A 623-nucleotide genomic window follows, 5' to 3' on the forward strand; every position below is an offset into this window, starting at 1 on the left:
GCCAAAACCACCGTTGACACCAAAGGCCTGACCTTCAACGGCGACAGCGGCAGCACCAATGTCGAAAAACTCGGCTCCACCGTGACCGTTGCCGGCGACGACAACATCACCACCGAAGCCCAAGACGATAAAGTGACCGTTAAGCTGAACAAAGACCTGGTGGTAGACAGCGTCAAAGCCGGCGACACCACCGTGAACAACGACGGTGTGAAAGTCGGCGACGATGTCGCATTGACCCAAGACAGTGTTAAAGCAGGTGACGTCAAACTGACCAAAGACGGATTGAACAACGCCGGTAACAAAGTGACCAACGTAGCCGACGGCGACCTTAATGCCAACAGCAAAGACGCCGTCAACGGCAGCCAACTGTTTGCGACCAACCAAAACGTCGCCAACAACGCCGCCAACATCGCCAAAGGTCTGAACATTGCCGCCGACAACGGCAGTGACGACAACGTCCAACTGGGCGAAACCGTTGCCTACCGCAGCAGCGACCGCAACATCGTTACCACCGTGTCCGACAACCAGATTGACTTCAAACTGGCCAAAGACATCACCGTCGACAGCGTCACCGCAGGCGACAGCAAACTGAATTCAGACGGCCTCACCATCAGCGGCGGCCC

Annotated in this window: 1 pseudogene; it reads left to right on the forward strand. The window is 56.5% G+C overall.

The window, feature by feature from the left end:
• Positions 1-623, forward strand: a pseudogene (locus tag ACTHUF_RS11020) (hypothetical protein); the annotation flags it as partial.

The organism is Neisseria sp. P0024.S006 (genome assembly GCF_051956595.1).
Lineage (GTDB): Bacteria > Pseudomonadota > Gammaproteobacteria > Burkholderiales > Neisseriaceae > Neisseria.